Origin of the sequence: Kitasatospora sp. SolWspMP-SS2h (genome assembly GCF_003259315.1) — a bacterium.
Classification (GTDB): domain Bacteria; phylum Actinomycetota; class Actinomycetes; order Streptomycetales; family Streptomycetaceae; genus Kitasatospora; species Kitasatospora fiedleri.
This window is the reverse complement of sequence record NZ_QLLT01000013.1, coordinates 215,445-232,903: the sequence shown is the minus strand read 5'-3', so window position 1 is coordinate 232,903 and position 17,459 is coordinate 215,445. Positions and strand designations below refer to the sequence as shown.

The window sequence follows — 17,459 nt, the reverse complement described above, 5'->3', positions numbered from 1 at the left end:
CCCGGCGACGGCGCCGACTGGATGACCGGCGGCTCCTACCTGGTCGCCCGCCGCATCCGGATGACCATCGAAGCCTGGGACCGCGCCTCGCTCAAGGACCAGGAGGACACCTTCGGCCGCACCAAGATCGAGGGCGCCCCCTACGGCAAGCAGAAGGAACGCGACACCCCCGACCTGTCCGCGATGCCCGCCGACGCGCACGTCCGCCTGGCCCACCCCGACAGCAACGACGGCCTGATGATCCTGCGCCGCGGCTACTCCTTCACCGACGGCACCGACGGCCTCGGCCGCCTCGACGCCGGCCTGTTCTTCCTGGCCTACCAGCGCGACACCCGCAAGGCGTTCGTCCCGCTCCAGACCAAGCTCGCCGCCAACGACAAGCTCAACGAGTACATCACCCACGTCGCCTCCGCCCACTTCGCCTGCCCGCCCGGCGTCCGCAAGCCCGGCGAGTGGTGGGGCCAGACCCTCCTCGGCTGACCCCCCGCCCCGCTCTTCCGAAGTCTGAACAAGGAGAACCGCCGTGTTCGCCAACTACCTGATCGGCCTGCGCGAGGGCCTCGAAGCCAGCCTGGTGGTCTGCATCCTGATCGCCTACCTGGTCAAGACCGACCGCAGGGACCGCCTCGGCCCGGTGTGGATCGGCGTCGGCAGCGCCGTCGTGCTGGCGATGGCCTTCGGCGCGCTGCTCCAGTTCGGCTCCAACCAGCTGTCCTTCGAGGCCCAGGAGGCGCTCGGCGGCAGCCTGTCGATCATCGCGGTCGGCCTGGTGACCTGGATGGTCTTCTGGATGCGCCGCACCGCGCGCCACCTGAAGAGCGAACTCCAGGGCAAGCTGGACGCCGCGCTCGCCATGGGCACCGTCGCCCTGGTCGTCACCGCGTTCCTGGCCGTCGGCCGGGAGGGCCTGGAGACCGCGCTGTTCATCTGGACCGCCGTCCAGGCCACCGGCGACGGCTGGAACCCGCTGGTCGGCGCGACCCTCGGCCTGCTCACCTCGGTGGTGCTCGGCTGGCTGTTCTACCGCGGCGCGCTGAAGATCAACCTGGCGAAGTTCTTTACCTGGACCGGCGGCATGCTCGTCGTCGTCGCCGCGGGCGTCCTCGCCTACGGCGTGCACGATCTCCAGGAGGCCGACTGGATCCCCGGCCTGAGCGCGCTGGCCTTCGACATCTCCTCCACCGTCCCGGCCGACAGCTGGTACGGGACGCTGCTCAAGGGCGTCTTCAACTTCCAGCCGAACCCGACCAAGGCCCAGGTCTGGGTCTGGGCGCTCTACCTGGTGCCGACGCTCTACTTCTTCTTCCGCAAGCCCGCGGGCTCCCCGCCCGAGCCCGCGCAGGTCTCGGCGGAGGCGAAGGCCGCCTGAGGGACGAGCCCGGGGGCTGAGCTCCAGGGGCGAGGAGAACGGGAACCGCCCGGGTGCCGCGACGCGCGGCACCCGGGCGGTTCCCGTTCTCCGGCCCGGAGCCCGCGCCGGGCCGGCCGGGCGCGACAGGGCGCGGCACGGCCCCGCGCGGCAGGGCCCCGCACGTCACCGCGCGGCCGGATCGCTCCGGCGCCGGGGCGCGCCGTACTGCTCGGGGGTGACGGGCTCGGCCCAGACGGTCTCGGGCGTGCCGTCGGCGGTGGCCTCCCAGAGTGCCAGGTGGGCCGTGAAGCGGTCGGGGGCGGCGCCGTGCCAGTGCGTCTCGCCCGGCGGGCAGACCACGCTCTCGCCCGGGTGGGCCTCCAGCACGGTGCCGTCCCGGGTGCCGACCAGGGCGGTGCCGGAGACCACGTGCAGGGTCTGGCCGAGCGCGTGGGTGTGCCAGTGCGTCCGCGCGCCCGGCGCGAAGCGGACCAGGTTGGCGCGCAGCCGGGACGGCTCCGCGCCGGCCGCGAGGACGTCCCACCAGACGTCGCCGGTGAACCACTCGGCCGGGCCCCGGCCGCTGGGCTGCTGCGGGAGGAATTCCATCGGGTGCTCCTGGGGAAGGGGTGCGGAGGTGCGTCCCCTCCAGCCAAGCGCGCCGCCCGGCGCGGGGCCAGGCACCGCGGAGGGGTGTACCGGTGGTGCACCCCTCCGGGCGGCGCGGGCGCGTACTGTCGGAGGGGTGGACAACAGCCAGGAGGTCCGCGAGTTCCTGACCTCGCGGCGCGCCAAGATCACCCCCGACCTGGTCGGACTGCCCGCCGGGCCGCGCCGCCGGGTGCCCGGGCTGCGGCGCAGCGAGGTCGCCGCGCTCGCGGACCTCAGCGTCGAGTACTACGCCCGGCTGGAGCGCGGCCACCTGGCCGGCGCCTCCCCGGCCGTGCTGGAGGCCGTCGCCCGGGCCCTGCGGCTCGACGACGCCGAGCGCAGCCACCTGCTGCACCTGGCCCGGGCCGCCGACGGCTCCGACGCGCTGACCCGCCCGCGCCGCCGCGCGGACCGGACCCCGGCCCCGCACCGCAGCCTCCAGTGGACGCTGGACGCGATCACCGGCGGCCCCGCGTTCGTCCGCAACGGCCGGACCGACCTGGTCGCCGCCAACCCGCTCGCCCGCGCCTTCTACGCCGACGTCTACGCGGGCGCCGGGCCGCACCCGCCGAACTTCGCCCGCTTCCAGTTCCTCGACCCCGCCGCCCGCCGCTTCCACCCCGGGTGGGACGGGCACGCCGACATCACCGTCGCCCTCCTGCGCACCGAGGCCGGCCGCAACCCCCACGACCGCCGGCTGCACGACCTGGTCGGCGAACTCTCCACCCGCAGCGACGAGTTCCGCACCCGCTGGGGCGCGCACGACGTCCGGCACCACGGCACCGGCACCAAGCACTTCCACCACCCGGCGGTCGGCGACCTCACCCTCGCCTACGAGGGGATGCGGCTGACCGCCGACCCCGACCTCGTCCTCACCGTCTACACCGCCGAACCCGGCTCCCCGTCCGAGGAGCGCCTGCGGCTGCTCGCCTCCTGGGGCGCCACCCGCGAGACCACCCGGGCCTGACGGCGCGTCAGGCCGCGGCGGCGCGTCAGGCCCCGGCGGTGCGCGGGTCGGTGGTCAGGCGCATCGGCAAGCCCCAGAGCGGGAACAGCCGTTCCACGTCCATGTGGTTGGTCATGGTGGCGATCCGGCCGTCGACGATCTCCAGCAGGGTGATGCCCCACGGCGTCCACCCCGCGCCGTCCTCCGCCGGGCGGTACTGGGCGAACGCCGGCGTGCCGTTCGCCTCCACCGGCAGCAGCCGCGACCCCTCGCAGCCGCAGCCCGCGCCCTGCCACCACTCGCCGAGCTCGGTCACGCCGCGCACCCACATCTGGAACGGCGGCATGTTCAGCACCGCGTCCTCGTGCAGCAGCCGCTTCAGGGCCTCGATGTCGAACGACTCGAAGGCCCGCACGTACCGGGCCAGCAGGGAGCGCTGGGTCTCGTCCAGCGGGTCGAAGGCGTCACCGGCCGGGTCCTGCGCGGCCATCGTGGCCCGGGCCCGCTGCAGCGCGCTGTTCACCGAGGCCACCGAGGTCTCCAGCAGCTCCGCCGTCTCCGCCGCCGACCAGGCCAGCACCTCCCGCAGGATCAGCACCGCCCGCTGCCGGGCCGGCAGCTTCTGCAGCGCCGAGACGAACGCCAGCCGGATCGACTCCCGGCCCACCGCGACCTCCGCCGGATCTCCCGACAGCACCCGCGCGTCCGGCACCGGGCCCACCCAGACGTTCTCCTCCAGCTGCGCCAAGTCCGGCGCGGCGGCCGGGCAGGGCGAGCTGAGATCCATCGGGCGGGCCCGCCGCTGCGGGGCCGGCGCCATGTCCAGGCAGACGTTGGTGGCGATCCGGTACAGCCACGTCCGCAGCGCGGCCCGGCCCTCGAAGCCGTCGAACTTCGACCAGGCGCGGACCAGCGTCTCCTGCACCGCGTCCTCCGCCTCGAAGGCCGAGCCCAGCATCCGGTAGCAGTACGCCGTCAGCTCCCGCCGGAACGGCTCCAGCCGCTCCGCCACCCCGTCACGATCCATGATCATTGGCACGGGACCAGCCTAGTGCGCGGGTGCGACAGCCGGGAGGGGCGCCGGGGCGCCGGTCGGCGGGTGCCGCCCGGGTGCAGCCCGATGCGGTCGGCCGCCAGGTCCGCCGTCGCCCGGCGCTCCACGCCCGGGGCGGCCGGGCGGCGGCGGGCAGCTGGACGCGGCCGGTGCGGTGGAGGCCGCGGGTGACGATGACGACGGTGCTGCCCGGCTCCCGGTGGCGGCGCGGGCCGTGCGGCGGCGGGGCGGCAGGACCGGGGGAGGCGGGGGAGGCGGGGGAGGTCGGAAAACCCGGCCCGGCGAAGGAAACCGGCAGGTACAGTCCGAAACGATCACGCGATCGGGCCGCCCGGGCGGGCGGTCCGATCGGCCCGCCCAGGACCGAAACCCGTACCGGAGAAGCCCCCTGATGGACACTCAGCGCTGCCCGTACCGACTCGACCCCGCCGGCGCCGACCTGCACGCCGAGACCGCCGCCCTGAGCGCCGCCGGACCGGCCGCGCCGATCGAACTCCCCGGCGGCGTCCCCGCCTGGTCCGTCACCGACCCCGCCCTGATCAAACGCCTGCTCACCGACCCCCGGATCTCCAAGGACGCCCGCCGGCACTGGAGCGCCGACCTGGCCGGCGAGATCCCCGCCGACTGGCCGCTGCGGATGTGGACCGACGTCCGCAACGCGCTCACCGCCTACGGCGACGAGCACGGCCGACTGCGCCGCCTGATCGGCCCCGCCTTCACCGCCCGCCGCATCCGCGCCCTCGCCCCCCGGATCGAGGCCGTCGCCGCCGACCTGCTCGACCGCCTCGCCGCCCACCCGCCCGGCCGGATCGTCGACCTGCGCGCCGAGTTCACCTGGGTCCTGCCGCTGATGGTGGTCAACACCCTGCTCGGCGTGCCCGATGCGATGCACGACGCGTTCCGCTCCACGGTCGGCCGGCTCTTCGAGACCGCCACCGGCCCGGAGGAGGCGCTGCGCAACGCCGAGGCCGTCTACGCCCGACTCGCCCTGCTGGTCGAGGCCAAGCGCGCGGAACCCGGGGAGGACGTCACCACCGCGCTGATCCAGGCCCGCGACGAGGAGACCGGCACCGGCCTCGACGAGCGCGAACTCCTCGACAGCCTGCTGCTGCTCATCGGCGCCGGCCACGAGACCACCGTCAACCTGCTCGGCAGCGCCGTCGTCCAGCTCCTCACCCACCCCGGGCAGCTCGACGCGCTCCGCGCCGACCCGGCCCGCTGGCCCGACGCCGTCGAGGAGGCCCTGCGGCTCCAGCCCCCCGTGGCCAACATCCTCCCGCGCTTCGCCGTCGAGGACGTCCACGACGAGGCCACCGGCCTGACCTTCGCCCGCGGCGACCTGCTGGTGGTCAACTTCCTCGCCACCGGCCGCGACCCCGCCCTGCACGGCGAGGACGCCGCCCGCTACGACCACACCCGGGCCACCCGCCGCGACCACCTCTCCTTCGGCCACGGCGTCCACTACTGCCTGGGCGCCGAACTCGCCCGGCTGGAGTCCCGGATCGCGCTCGCCGCCCTCTTCGACCGCTTCCCCCGCCTCACCCTCGCCGTCCCCGCCGACGGACTGCGCCCGCTGGAGTCCTTCATCTCCAACGGCCCCCGCGAACTCCCGGTCCTGCTGCACGGCGGCGGCCCCGGGTCCACCATCCGGGACGGGTGGCGGGGGCGGGCGGTCGCGCAGTAATTTAGTTCACATCAGCTAACTATCATCACGGCTTCCCAGGGGCGGGCAGGAGATGGCGGACGTGGACACGAAGAAACGGTGGATCGGCGCGGAGCACCCGCGCTACAAGTGGGTGGCGCTCTCGAACACCACCCTCGGCATGCTGATCGCCACGATCAACTCCTCGATCGTGCTGATCTCGCTGCCGGCGATCTTCAACGGCATCCACCTCAACCCGCTGGAGCCGGGCAACGTCAGCTACCTACTCTGGATGCTGATGGGCTACATGCTGGTCACCGCCGTCCTGGTGGTGACGCTCGGCCGGCTGGGCGACATCTGGGGGCGGGTGCGGATCTACAACGCCGGCTTCCTGATCTTCACGGTCACCTCGGTGATCCTCTCGCTCGACCCGATGGGCGGCGGCGGTGGCGCGCTGTGGCTGATCGGCTGGCGGGTGGTGCAGGCGGTCGGCGGCGCGATGCTGATGGCGAACTCCGCGGCCATCATCACCGACGCCTTCCCGGCCCGGCAGCGCGGCATGGCGCTCGGCGTCAACATGGTCGCCGCGATCGCCGGCTCGTTCATCGGCCTGGTCCTCGGCGGCGTCCTCGCCGAGTGGAACTGGCGGTCGATCTTCTGGGTGAACGTCCCGATCGGCATCATCGGCACCGTCTGGGCCTACCGCTCGCTGCACGAGACCGGCGTCCGCCGCCCCGGGAAGATCGACTGGTGGGGCAACGTCAGCTTCGCCGTCGGCCTCACCGCGCTGCTCGCCGCGATCACCTACGGCATCCAGCCGTACGGCGGCCACACCATGGGCTGGACCAACCCCTGGGTGCTGACCGGCCTGATCGGCGGCGCGGCCGTGCTGGTCGCGTTCTGCGCGATCGAGACGAAGGTCGCCGAGCCGATGTTCCCGCTGCGCCTGTTCCGCGACCCGGTGTTCGCGGGCGGCAACCTGGCGACGCTGCTCGGCTCGATCGCCCGCGGCGGCCTCCAGTTCATGCTGATCGTCTGGCTCCAGGGCATCTGGCTGCCGCTGCACGGCTACGAGTACGAGCAGACCCCGCTCTGGGCGGGCATCTACCTGGTGCCGCTGACCATCGGCTTCCTGGCCGCCGGCCCGATCGCCGGCTACCTCTCGGACCGCTTCGGCGCCCGCCTGTTCGCGGCCGGCGGCCTGGTCGTGATGGCCGCCTCGTTCGCCGGGCTGCTGGTCCTCCCCACCGACTTCGGGTACGTGTGGTTCGCTCTGCTGGTGTTCCTCAACGGCCTCGGCGGCGGACTGTTCGCCGCACCCAACACCGCCCTGGTGATGTCCAGCGTGCCGGCCGCCGACCGCGGCGCCGCCTCCGGCATGCGGGCCACCTTCCAGAACGCCGGCATGGTGCTCTCCATCGGCGTGTTCTTCTCGCTGATGGTGGCCGGCCTGGCCGGCTCGCTCCCGCAGACCCTCAGCGACGGGCTCACCGGCCAGGGCGTCTCCCCGGCGGACGCCCACGCGGTGGCCCAACTGCCGCCCGTCGGAACGCTGTTCGCGGCCTTCCTCGGCTACAACCCGATCCACGAACTGCTCGGCCCGCAGGTCCTCTCCGGCCTGCCCGCCGCCAACGCGCAGACGCTCACCGGCCGGGAGTTCTTCCCGCACCTGATCTCCGGCCCGTTCCACGACGGCCTGATGGTGGTCTTCTCGCTCGCCATCGCGATGTCTCTGGTCGCCGCCGCCGCCTCGCTGCTGCGCGGCCGCAAGGCCGTCCCGGCCGCCCCCGCGCCCGAGGACGGCACCGCCGCCGCGCCGGACGGGGACGCCGCGGTGTCCCGGCGAACGGCCTGACGTGAACGAGACGGTGCGGCAGGGGAGTCCGGGCGTGGAGCAGCGGAATCCGGGCGTGGAGCAGGGGAGTCCGGGCGTGGGGCAGGGCGGCGAGGGCGGGCTCGACCCGGCCGAGGTGGTGCGGCTGCGGCTGGTGATCTCCCGGCTGCACCGGCAACTGGTGCAGGCCTCCGACCGGCAGGAGTTCACCTTCGCCCAGCAGTCCGCGCTGGCCCGGATCGAACAGCACGGCCCGATCCGGCTCGGCGAACTCGCCGCACTGGAAGGGGTCGCCGCCCCGTCGATGACCCGCACCGTCGCCCCCCTGGTCGAGTCCCGGCTGGTCAGCCGGGTCCCCGACCCCAACGACGGCCGCTCCGTCCTGGTCGAACTCTCCCCGGAGGGAACCGAACTGCTGGCCCGCATCCGCCGCCAGCGCTCCGAGGTGCTGGCCCGCCGCACCGCCGAACTCACCGACGGGGAGCGGCGGACGCTGATGGCGGCGCTGCCCGTGCTGGAGCACCTGGTGTCGTTCGACCTCTGACCGCCGCCGCCCGCTGCCGCCCGCCGCCGTTGGCCCCCGTTGGTCTCCCGAGCGGGCGCGGTGGCCGGGGGCGTTCGCGGGTGGGTTCGGGCCGCGTCCCGTGCCCCGGATCAGGACGTCCGGGTGGCGATCCCGTCCAGCACCAGCTCCAGCCCCGCCGCGAACTCCTCGCCCGGGGCCAGGTGGTCGGCCGCCGCCATCACCTCCGCCATCACCGGGTGCCGTCCCGCCGCCAGTACCCGCATCACGTACGGCCCCATCGCCCGCTGCCACTCGTCGTCCGACTGCCCGTGCGCCCGCTCCGCCCGGCGCTGCGCCACCTCCACCCGCAGCCGGCCCGCCAGGTAGGCGTGGAACGCCCCCGACGCCTGCTGCACCTCGGTCGGCCGCCCGGCGAAGCCCGGCGCGCTCCACACCACGGCCAGCGCCGCCTCCCGCGCGGCCAGCGCGTTCGGGCCCAGGTGCGGCCGCCCGCCCAGCAGGTCGATGAACCACTCGTGCCGCAGCGCGGCCGCCCGGTACCGTCCGGCGATCGCCCGCAGCTCCTCCCGCCACTCCCCGGAACGGGTCGACCGGGCGGGGCGGGCGGGCCGCCCGGTCCGGCCGGGTCGGCCGGGTCGGACGTCGGTCGGGTCCGGGGCGATCTCCGCGTACACCGCGTCCACCATCAGCTCCAGCAGCTCGGCCTTGGTCTCCACGTACCCGTACAGCCGCATCGGGCCGACCTCCAGCGCCGCCGCGACCCGGCGGATCGACACCCCCTCCAGCCCGTCCGCGTCGGCCAGTTCGAGCGCCGCCGCGACGATCAGCGCCCGGCTCAGCGGCCCCGGCGTCCGCCGCGCCGGCGGCTCCGGGCGCTCCCAGACCAGTCCGGCTCCGGCGGCGTCGTCGTCGTGACGGGAGGACATGGGGCGGTCTCCGATCGTAGGGAGCGGGGCGGGAGCAGGGGCGGGGCAGGGAGGGGAGGGGGACGGCGGTGATCACGATACGGCGAACGCTGGCGATACACCGTATCTGCACGATACGGTGTATCGGACGGACGGGCGGACACGTGAACGGGGAGAGCCGGACATGGCGGGCACGGCAGGCGGGGTGGACATCGCGATCGTCGGAGGCGGGCCGGGCGGGCTGACGCTGGCCCGGCTGCTCACCCTGCGCGGCATCCGGACCACAGTCTACGAACGCGACGCCGGACCGACGGCCCGCACCCAGGGCGGCACACTCGACCTGCACGCCGACACCGGCCAACTCGCCCTGCGCGCGGCCGGCCTGACGCGGGCGTTCCGCCGGCACGCCCGCCCGGAGGGCGAGGACATGCGGCTGCTCGACCACACCGGCACCCTGCTGCACCGCGACGACACCCCCGACGACGCACCCGCGCTCCGCCCCGAGATCGACCGCGCCGACCTGCGCGACCTGCTGCTCCACTCCCTCCCGCCCGGTACGGTCGCCTGGGGCCGCGCCCTGCGCACCGCCACCCCGGCCCAAGACGGCTCCGACGGCTGGCAGTTGGAGTTCACCGACGGCAGCCGGGCCGACTGCGACCTGCTGATCGGCGCGGACGGCGCCCGCTCCCGGGTCCGGCCGCTGCTCACCCCGGCCGTACCGGACCACCTCGGCGTCAACACGGTGGAGGGCGCCGTCCCCGCCATCGACCTGACCCACCCCGAGCTGGCCGCCGTCGTCGGCCGCGGCACCTACTGGGTGATCGGCCAGGGCCGCTCGCTCGCCGCCCAGCGCTGCGGCGACGGCTCCGTCCGGGTCGGCCTGTCCTTCTACGGCCCCGCCGACGGCGCCGCCGACTGGCTCACCACCTGCGGCATCCCGTTCGACCGCCCCGACGCCGCCCGGGCCGCGCTGCTCCCGCTGTTCGCGGACTGGACGCCCGAGTGCCGCGCCCTGATCGCCGCCTGCACCGGCCCGCTCACCCCCCGCCCGCTGACCGCCCTCCCGGTCGGCCTGCGCTGGCCGCACCGCCCCGGCCTCACCCTGCTTGGCGACGCCGCCCACCTGATGCCCCCCGTCGGCGTCGGCGCCAACGCCGCGATGCGCGACGCGCTGGAACTGGCCACCGCGCTCACCGGCGAGACCGGTGGCACCGAGGAGGCCGACGCCGCGCTGCGCGCCTACGAGGAGGAGATGTTCACCCGGACGGCCCGGGCCGCCGACGGGGCGGCCCGAGTCCTGGCGATGATGACCGCCCCGGGGGGAGCGCAGGCCGTCGCCGCGTTCTTCCGCGGGGAGTAAGGTACGGGCAGCGCGGGCAGTTCGGACAGTTCGTGGGGGGAAGTGTCAGGCCACGCGGCGCAGTTCGCAGGGGTGGGGGAGGTATGGGCCGAGGAGGCCGTCCCGGTCGCCGCCCTTGAACGCGGTCGCCCGGCCGGTCAGGTCGCCGTCCCGAAGCCGTAGTTCGAGCCCGGTGGCGGGGCTGTTGAACAGGGCGTCGGGCGTCGGGAGTTGGAGCGGGGTGACGAGGCGGACGTCCCAGCGGGCGGAGGCCGCGGCCGGGACGGTCACCGGCGGGTGGTCGGCCAACCGGACCTCGACCCGCCCCTCCGGCAGGACGGCGACCGTCAGCGGGACGGTGGCGCCGGGGGCGCTGACCTGCCCGGACCAGGTGCCCGGGGCCAGGGTGAGGGGCAGGTCCGGTTCGACGCCCGGGGCGCAGTGGCGGGGATCGAACTCGGGGGCCAGCGCGCCCATCAGGTGCGTGACCACGGCGTCCCGGGCGGACTTGTCGGTCGAGTTGGCGAGGACGGCCACCGAGAGCCCCCACCCGGGCAGGTCGACCATCATCGACGCGACACCGCCCATTCCGCCGCCGTGACTGCTGATCACCGCCCCGTCCGCCGTCCGCTGGACGACCCGCCCCAGCCCGTACCCCAGGCCCCCGGCACCGAGGATCGCGGGCGCGTCGTGCACGGCCGCGGCCGTCCCGGGCGTCAGCAGCCCGAGCGAGCGACGGGCGAACAGCGCGACGTCACCGGCCGTCGCCCAGCCGGAGGTCGCCGCCGGATGCCCGGTGTGGCAGGTCGGGTAGACCCGCCCGTCCGGGGTGTACCGCACCGCGGCCGGTCCCGGCCCGGGGTGGGCGGCGGCGAAGGCGAAGCCGTCCAGCCCGAGCGGCTCGGCGATCCACTCCCGCAGCAGCGCGCCCACCTCCCGCCCGGTGACGGCCGTCAGCAGCCGGGCCAGCTCGTGGTAGCCGAGGTTGGCGTACTCGAACTCGCCGCCCGGCTCATGCAGTTGCCTGCGGTAGCGGTCGATGTCGATCGGCCCGTACCCGGGGGCGGGCGCGGCGTCGGGGGAGCCGGGGGTGTAGCGGAAGTCGTAGTAGCCGGGGAAACCACCGCGGTGCCACAGCAGTTGACGGGCGGTCGGGGCCGTACGCTCGAACCGGCCCGGCAGCGGCGCGTCCAGGTCGAGCAGGCCCCGGTCCGCGGCCAGGCAGACCGCGAGTGCGGTGAACGCCTTGGTCGTCGAGGCCAGCCCGTACGCCGTCCCGGGCGTCGCCGCCCGCCCCGCCGCCACGTTCGCCCACCCGTACGCCCGGGCGAGCACCAGCTCCTCGCCCGCCGCGACGGCCACGCTCACCGACGGGCAGCCGGTCTCCGCCAGCACCCGCCCGCACACCTCGTCCAGTGACTCCAGCGACTCCAGCGAATCCGGCAACTCCAGCCCGTTCAGCATCCTGTGGCCCTCCCGCCGTCCCGGTCGGCCCGATGGTAGTGCTGCGCCGACGAACGGTCGGCGGCGGGGGTGGGGGCGGGTCGGCCGCCTGCGCGCGGCTCGGGCACCCGACCTGAGGGTGACCTGACGGCAGGTCGGGTGCCCGGCCGGGCGTCGGACCCGGGTCGGCGGGTGCCGGCCGGTCCGGACGCCGTCGCCGCCAACGGACCGCCCGCGTCCGACGCGGCGAGCGCGGCCCCGCCGGTGTCCCGACCCGCGCCCGCGCCCTTGCCCGCCTCCTCGCCCGCGCGGGCGGTGGCACGGGCGAGGTGCGGACCGAGGCCGGCCGTGACGAGGGCGAGGGCCGTGGCGACGAGCCAGGCGAGGCGGAAGTCCTGGCGCCGGGCGGGGCCGGTCTCGGCTCCGACGACGGCGACCAGCCGGGCGACGCCGACGGTCACGGACATCTGCCGCACCGAGTTGACCAGGGCGGACCCGGTGGCCGCCCGGTGCTCAGGCAGCGAGGTGAGGGTGAAGAGGGCGACCCCGGCGAGGAACACCGGCCGCCGGCCCGGCCGGTCCCCGAGCCGCCCGGCGACGACCAGGAGCGCCGCGAGGACGATGGCGTAGGCGTTGAGGATCCGGGACAGGGAACCCAGGGTGACGGCCCGGCCCCGGGCCGTGCTGAACGAGGTGCCCGTGGCGGGCAGGGCCAGGTTGACGATCCACCGGATCGCCGAGAACACCGCCGCCCCCACCGACCGCCTCTCCGCCCGGCCGAAGAGCCTGGTCGCCGACGGCATCCTCGAACGCCGCCCACTGCCCGACGACCCCCGGCACGACGGCTACTACCTCACCGCAGCCGGCCGCGACCTGCTCGGCGTCATCCGCGAACCGCTGCGCCGGGGCGACCGCCGGCTCACCACCGAGCCGCCCATGCGGCTGCGCCACCACGAGCACGACTCCGCCCTGCGCCGGGTCCGCGACCACCGCGGCGGAACCGTCGACCCCCAACGACATCCACCCCGAGGTCGCCGCCGCGGGCTGGACCCTCCAGGGCCCCGCCGCCGACTGGCCACCGCGTCCCGGGCCGTCAAGGGGTGGTGGTGGTAGCGGTGGCGCGGAGGGCGATCTCCAGTTCGAGACGGGTGTCGGGGGAGGCGAGGGCGGGTCCGAAGAGCTGGTGGACCCGGTGCAGCCGCTGCCGGGCGGTCTGCGGATGGATGCCGAGGCGGGCGGCGACCTCGGGGGCGGTGCCCCGGCCGGTCTGGAGCCAGGCCAGCAGGGTGGCGGCGAGCCGGTCGCGCTGCTTGGGGGTGAGCGGGGCGAGCGGGGCCAGGCGGCGTTCGGCGATCAGGCGGACCAGCGCGGGGTCGGTGAGCAGCAGCAGGTCCGCGTAGCGCTCGCGGCAGTCGACCGGGCGCTGCGGCGGCTCCGGCAGGGAGGCCCGGACCAGCCGGGCCCAGCGCAGTGACTGCGCGGCGAGGGCGGGCGGCACCGCCGGGCCGATCACCGCGCCGCGCCCGTGCAGCGCCGCCGCGAGCTGCGGGTCGGCGAGCGGGGCGGCCGGATCGGGCAGCAGCAGGTGCGGCTGCGGGACGTCCAGCCCGGCCAGCACGTACTCGGGCAGCCGGGCCGGCGGCGCGGACGGCTGCCGGTGCGCCGGGCCCGGGTCGAGCGAGACGGCGGCGACCTGCGCGGGCAGCGGCCAGTCCGCGAGCCGGGCGGCGGCGGCGAGTTCGGCCGGGTCGGCGCCCGCCAGCAGCAGGTCGTGCAGGCGGTGGCGGGCCCGGCCGAGCGCGCCGGCCCGGTCGGTGCGGGCGTCCACGTAGCCCTGGACGCTGGCCGCGGCGACCTCGTCGATGTGCGCGAACACCGCCTCCGCGAGGGTGACCAGCTGCTCCGCGGCCAGCCCGCGGCGCCGGGCCACCCGGGCGTACCGGCGCCAGGCGATCCGGGCCCCGAGCCGGAACGCGGCCTGCAGCGCGTCCAGGCTGCGGCCCTCGGAGAGCTCGCCGCGCCCGAGCGAGCGGTACACCCGCAACTGGCGCGGGCCGGGCGCGGGCAGCCCCGCGACCCGGTCGGTGAACTCGGCCAGCGCGGTCTCCACGCCCTGCTGGATTCCGGTGCCGAATTTCCCGGAGAGCGGCCGGGAGAATTCCGGGACGGCGGATCTGATCTCCCGGATGATCTCGGTCGCGAGGGATTGCTGTTCGGCCCTGAGTTCGGCGGAGAAATCGCGCGGCAGCCCCTCCCACGGTCCGCCCAATTCCGCTCCTCGGGGTAGCGATAATCCGTCCGTCCGGCGTCCGTCCGGCATCCGTCGATCGGTGTTCCGGTGGCGTTCCGGCGGAGGCGCGGCCGGTTCCGCCGGGACAGGGGGAGTATGCGGCGGGGTTACCGGCCGGTCAATAGGTTCGGCACAAGCTTGCGGCCCCGTACGGCGCCCGGCGCACGCGGAAACGCTGACCGGCATGACAGTTCCGCCGGAGGGGGGACGGAATTCCTGGCACCTTCGGATGCACTTTCCGGGAACGCGTGCGCCGTGTGTTGACGACGCGTCGAGCCGCTCCTAGCTTCATGGCGACCCGGGAAAGCCCGGGGGCGGCCGGCCGAATTCCGGCACCGAAACGGACGGCGGCACGCACCGGAGCCGGCCGGAGCGGACCGCGGTGCGGGCGGCCGAGCGGACGACCAGGCGGAGGGTGTACGGAATGCGGAGAAAGAGCGTACGGGCGGCCGTGCTCGCGGCACTCGCGGCGACGGCGCTGCTGGCCGCCGGGGCCCCGCCCGCGGCGGCGAGCGGCAACCGGCCGGTGGAGACCCACTTCTCGATCGGCTTCGTCAAGGGCTTCCTCTTCCCCGGCGCGAGTCCGGACGGCGCCAACGACTGGTCCTGCCGGCCGTCCGCGGCCCACCCGGACCCGGTGGTGCTGGTGCACGGCACGCTGGAGAACCAGAACGACAACTGGGGCGGCGCGGCCCCGCTGCTGGCCAACCAGGGGTACTGCGTCTACGCGTTCAACTACGGTGGCCCGTCGGCCGGTTCACCGGCCCAGGGCACCGGCCCGATCGCCGACGGGGCCCGGACGATGGCCGCCTTCGTGGACCGGGTTCTGGCCGCGACCGGCGCCGCGAAGGTCGACGTGGTCGGCCACTCGCAGGGCGGGATGCTCCCGCGCTACTACCTGAAGAACCTCGGCGGCGCGGCGAAGGTCGGCAAGCTGGTCGCCCTGGCCCCCAGCAACTACGGCACCACCCTGGACGGCCTCACCGAACTCGGCCGCCAGCTGCGCATCCTGGAGCCCGCCAACGACCTCCTGTCCGGCCCCTGCCCGGCCTGCGTGGAGCAGGAGATCGGCTCGCCGTTCCTCACCGCGCTGAACGCCGGCGGCGGGACCGTCCCCGGCGTCGAGTACACGGTGATCGCCACCAGGTACGACGAGGTGGTCACCCCGTACACCAACTCCTTCCTCCCGCCCGGCCCGCACGTCACCAACATCCTGGTCCAGGACCAGTGCGCGCTGGACGCCACCGAGCACCTGGAGATCGGCTACGACCCGGTCGCGCTGACGGACGTGCTGAACGCGCTGGACCCGGCGCACCCGCGGCCGGTGCCGTGCCAGGTGGTGCTGCCGGTGACGGGGCCGCTGCTCTAGACCGGTCCGCTGCCCCGAAGCCGAAGCCGAAGCCGAAGCCGAAGCCGAAGCCGCAGCGGTGAACGGTGGCGACAGCGGTGGGCGGTGACGGCGGGGCCCGGCGGCTCGGAAGCCGGGCCCCGCCGCGCGCCCGGCGGGCGGTGGTGAACGCCGCCGCCGTCGCGCGCCCTCCCGAGCCCCCGGCGCCCCCGCCCGCCGGGGGCGTTCGCGCGTCCGGCCCCGCTGACGGGCGGCGGCGCAGGCCGGAGCCGGGCCGGACCCGGGCGCGCGGACTGACGCGGTGTCAGTTCGGCCAACCCTCCGCAGGTCGAGGTTCACCTAATCGGGTGCACGATGGGCCGCACGGGCGATCCGCGGTCCGGAACGATCTAGTGTTCCGGAGGCGGCGGTGAGCGCGCCGGACAGTGCGGCTCCGAACCCCGCCGACACTTCCGCCTTCCCTGCCCGTACCCCGCCCATGCCCCAGCACACTCACGGATCTGACGGACCGTCAGTTTTCGTGCGAGACGAAGGAGAGCCCGGCCCGATGTCCGTGGACAGCAGCCCGGAGACTCAGCAGGCGCAGCGCCAGCAGACCAGCCTCACCACCGCCGCGGCCCGCAACCTGGCCACCACGACCAAGTCCGCGCCCCAGATGCAGGAGATCACCTCCCGCTGGCTGCTGCGGATGCTCCCGTGGACGCAGACCTCCGGTGGCACCTACCGGGTCAACCGCCGACTGACCTACACGGTCGGCGACGGCCGGGTCGAATTCATCCAGACCGGCGGCGACGTCCGGGTCATCCCCCGGGAGCTCGGCGAACTCGCCCTGCTGCGCGGCTACGAGGACGACGAGGTGCTCACCGCCCTGGCCGACCGCTGCCAGCAGCGCGACTTCCGGGCCGGCGAGGTGCTGGTCGAGCGCGGCGCCGCGTCCGACAAGATCCACCTGGTCGCGCACGGCAAGATCAACCAGGTCTCCACCGGCAAGTACGGCGACGACGCCGTGGTCGGCGTCCTCGGTGACGGCGACCGGTTCGGCGAGAACGCCCTGCTCGACGCCGACGCCACCTGGGACTACACCGCCACCGCCAAGACCGCCGGCACCCTGCTGACCCTCAGCCGGGCCGACTTCGAGGCGGTGCTCGCCCAGTCCGACAGCCTCCAGGCCCACATCCGGGACTTCGCCAGCCTCCCGCTCCAGCGGCAGAACGAGCTGGGCGAGGCCGAGATCGCGATGTCGGCCGGCCACGAGGGCGAGCACCTGCTGCCCACCGCGTTCGTCGACTACGAGCTCAAGCCGCGCGAGTACGAGCTCTCCATCGCGCAGACCGTGCTCCGCGTCCACTCCCGGGTCGCGGACCTGTACAACCAGCCGATGAACCAGATCGAGCAGCAGCTCAAGCTCACCGTAGAGGCGCTGCGCGAGCGCCAGGAGCACGAGCTGATCAACAACCGCGAGTTCGGCCTGCTGGCCAACTGCGCCTTCAACCAGCGCATCCAGACCCACTCCGGCCCGGCCACCCCCGACGACCTGGACGAGCTGCTCAGCCGCCGCCGCGACTCCGAGTTCTTCCTGGCCCACCCGAAGGCGATCGCCGCCCTCGGCCGGGAGTTCAACGCCCGCGGCCTGTACCCCGACACCGTCGACCTCCAGGGCCACAAGGTCCCGGCCTGGCGCGGCGTCCCGATCCTGCCCTGCAGCAAGATCCCGATCACCCCGGAGAACACCAGCTCCATCCTGGTGCTGCGCACCGGCGAGGACAACCAGGGCGTCATCGGCCTGCACCAGACCGGCATCCCGGACGAGTACCAGCCCAGCCTGTCGGTCCGCTTCATGGGCATCGACGAGAAGGCCGTGATCAACTACCTGGTCACCGCGTACTACTCGGCGGCCATCCTGGTCCCGGACGCGCTCGGCGTGCTGGAGAACGTGGAGATCGCGCACCGCTGAGCGGCCGCCCGACCACGGCTGCCGCCGGCCGTAACCAAACGGCGGCGCACCACGTTGAGGGTGCGTCGGATTGATCATGCCGATCCGTTTCTGCACAAGCGGCGCACGCTGCCGCCGCAGCCGGAACGGCCCGGTCCTCCGACGCGCCCTCGACTGCGCTCCGGCCGGACCGGCCG

General features: G+C 74.8%; 16 protein-coding genes. 10 read left to right on the top strand and 6 right to left on the bottom strand.

The features are described 5' to 3' along the window. Together K353_RS18360 and efeU are read left to right on the top strand one after the other, a co-directional pair. Positions 1-480: Dyp-type peroxidase (locus K353_RS18360; protein ID WP_146616503.1), on the top strand; the 480-nt coding region annotated here is incomplete at its 5' end. Positions 481-523: 43 nt separating this feature from the next. Further along, complete coding sequence (gene efeU / locus K353_RS18355; RefSeq protein WP_111554688.1) at positions 524-1,369, top strand: iron uptake transporter permease EfeU; 846 nt, start codon at positions 524-526, stop codon at positions 1,367-1,369. A 165-nt stretch (positions 1,370-1,534) separates the two neighbouring features. On the opposite strand, the gene K353_RS18350 is transcribed toward efeU, so the two are convergent. Beyond that, entirely contained in the window at positions 1,535-1,960 is a 426-nt protein-coding gene (locus K353_RS18350; RefSeq protein ID WP_111554687.1) for a cupin domain-containing protein, read from the bottom strand. Here K353_RS18350 and K353_RS18345 point away from each other — a divergent pair. Continuing rightward, a complete protein-coding gene (locus K353_RS18345) occupies positions 1,908-2,969 on the top strand; it encodes a helix-turn-helix domain-containing protein (protein WP_370447620.1) in 1,062 nt (353 codons plus the stop codon). The two genes, K353_RS18350 and K353_RS18345, sit on opposite strands and share 53 nt — an antisense overlap. A 25-nt stretch (positions 2,970-2,994) precedes the next feature. On the opposite strand, the gene K353_RS18340 is transcribed toward K353_RS18345, so the two are convergent. Further along, on the bottom strand, positions 2,995-3,981 hold the full coding sequence (locus K353_RS18340) for a sigma-70 family RNA polymerase sigma factor (protein ID WP_111554685.1): 987 nt from the start codon (positions 3,979-3,981) through the stop codon (positions 2,995-2,997). Positions 3,982-4,393: 412 nt separating this feature from the next. Between K353_RS18340 and K353_RS18335 the strand changes: the two genes are divergently transcribed. Genes K353_RS18335 through K353_RS18325 form a run of 3 tightly spaced genes read left to right on the top strand, consistent with a single transcriptional unit; the run spans position 4,394 to position 8,022 of the window. Continuing rightward, positions 4,394-5,686 carry a cytochrome P450 gene (locus tag K353_RS18335; RefSeq protein ID WP_199528152.1) on the top strand — a complete coding sequence of 431 codons (1,293 nt, stop codon included), beginning with the start codon at positions 4,394-4,396 and terminating at the stop codon, positions 5,684-5,686. Between the two features lie 52 nt (positions 5,687-5,738). Next, positions 5,739-7,499 (top strand): MFS transporter, encoded by a 1,761-nt coding sequence (locus tag K353_RS18330; RefSeq protein WP_111554684.1) that lies wholly within the window; start codon positions 5,739-5,741, stop codon positions 7,497-7,499. 34 nt (positions 7,500-7,533) lie between these two features. Continuing rightward, positions 7,534-8,022, top strand: a complete 489-nt coding sequence (locus K353_RS18325) for a MarR family winged helix-turn-helix transcriptional regulator (protein WP_146616502.1) — start codon at positions 7,534-7,536, stop codon at positions 8,020-8,022. A 110-nt stretch (positions 8,023-8,132) separates the two neighbouring features. On the opposite strand, the gene K353_RS18320 is transcribed toward K353_RS18325, so the two are convergent. Further along, positions 8,133-8,930 carry a TetR/AcrR family transcriptional regulator gene (locus tag K353_RS18320; protein WP_111554682.1) on the bottom strand — a complete coding sequence of 266 codons (798 nt, stop codon included), beginning with the start codon at positions 8,928-8,930 and terminating at the stop codon, positions 8,133-8,135. Positions 8,931-9,093: 163 nt separating this feature from the next. On the opposite strand from K353_RS18320, the gene K353_RS18315 reads away from it, so the two are divergent. Beyond that, positions 9,094-10,269: an NAD(P)/FAD-dependent oxidoreductase gene (locus tag K353_RS18315; RefSeq protein ID WP_111554681.1), complete on the top strand. Its 1,176-nt coding sequence runs from the start codon at positions 9,094-9,096 to the stop codon at positions 10,267-10,269. A 45-nt stretch (positions 10,270-10,314) separates the two neighbouring features. Here K353_RS18315 and K353_RS18310 read toward each other — a convergent pair whose 3' ends face one another. Beyond that, positions 10,315-11,712 (bottom strand): serine hydrolase, encoded by a 1,398-nt coding sequence (locus K353_RS18310; protein ID WP_111554680.1) that lies wholly within the window; start codon positions 11,710-11,712, stop codon positions 10,315-10,317. Next, positions 11,706-12,437 (bottom strand): hypothetical protein, encoded by a 732-nt coding sequence (locus tag K353_RS34885; RefSeq protein ID WP_199528151.1) that lies wholly within the window; start codon positions 12,435-12,437, stop codon positions 11,706-11,708. The genes K353_RS18310 and K353_RS34885 overlap by 7 nt, the downstream gene beginning before the upstream one ends. Here K353_RS34885 and K353_RS18300 point away from each other — a divergent pair. Next, a complete protein-coding gene (locus tag K353_RS18300) occupies positions 12,409-12,804 on the top strand; it encodes a helix-turn-helix domain-containing protein (protein WP_158585432.1) in 396 nt (131 codons plus the stop codon). The genes K353_RS34885 and K353_RS18300 overlap by 29 nt on opposite strands. On the opposite strand, the gene K353_RS18295 is transcribed toward K353_RS18300, so the two are convergent. After that, positions 12,785-13,960 (bottom strand): helix-turn-helix domain-containing protein, encoded by a 1,176-nt coding sequence (locus tag K353_RS18295; RefSeq protein ID WP_111554679.1) that lies wholly within the window; start codon positions 13,958-13,960, stop codon positions 12,785-12,787. The two genes, K353_RS18300 and K353_RS18295, sit on opposite strands and share 20 nt — an antisense overlap. A gap of 445 nt (positions 13,961-14,405) precedes the next feature. Between K353_RS18295 and K353_RS18290 the strand changes: the two genes are divergently transcribed. Together K353_RS18290 and K353_RS18285 are read left to right on the top strand one after the other, a co-directional pair. Next, positions 14,406-15,350, top strand: coding sequence for a triacylglycerol lipase (locus K353_RS18290; protein WP_111554678.1), 945 nt, complete (start codon positions 14,406-14,408; stop codon positions 15,348-15,350). Between the two features lie 526 nt (positions 15,351-15,876). After that, on the top strand, positions 15,877-17,283 hold the full coding sequence (locus tag K353_RS18285) for a family 2B encapsulin nanocompartment shell protein (protein ID WP_111554677.1): 1,407 nt from the start codon (positions 15,877-15,879) through the stop codon (positions 17,281-17,283). The last annotated feature ends 176 nt before the right edge of the window (positions 17,284-17,459 follow it).